At 60.1% G+C, this 368-nt stretch carries 1 protein-coding gene; it reads left to right on the top strand.

Going from position 1 to position 368, the window contains the following annotated elements; all coding sequences use genetic code 11:
* A partial coding sequence (locus tag RVY79_RS18015; RefSeq protein WP_317465889.1) for a hypothetical protein occupies positions 1-368 on the top strand: 368 nt, incomplete at both ends.

The raw sequence follows: 368 nt of genomic DNA, 5'->3' as shown, positions 1-368 counted from the left end.
CCGCCAGGACTCCAGACCCTGGACGATGCGCTCCAAGAAGCCAACCGTCGCCTCGAAGCGGCCAATGAGGACGTTAAGCGCAAGCAGGACGAGCTTGATCGACTCAACCTGGAAATCGCACAACAGCAGGACGACATCAACTCGTCTGCTGACGCCAGAGCGAAGATGATCACGCTGGTTGCCGACATCGAATCCGTCGCACACAAATACCAGTCTGCGCAACTCACGGCCATCTTTGCCAACGCATCGGCCGAATGCCGTCCCATTCTCGAAGGCCTCGCTGGCGTCCTGACCAAATTCCTCGGTGAAGTGAACGCTGCGCTCGCGACCACCGAGACCACAAACCGCGTGTCCCGCCGGACACGCAC

This window comes from Chromohalobacter sp. HP20-39 (assembly GCF_033052815.1).
In the GTDB taxonomy this organism is placed as follows: domain Bacteria; phylum Pseudomonadota; class Gammaproteobacteria; order Pseudomonadales; family Halomonadaceae; genus Chromohalobacter.
The sequence above is the reverse complement of the archived record's forward strand: the minus strand, read 5'-3'. Positions and strand labels throughout refer to the sequence as shown.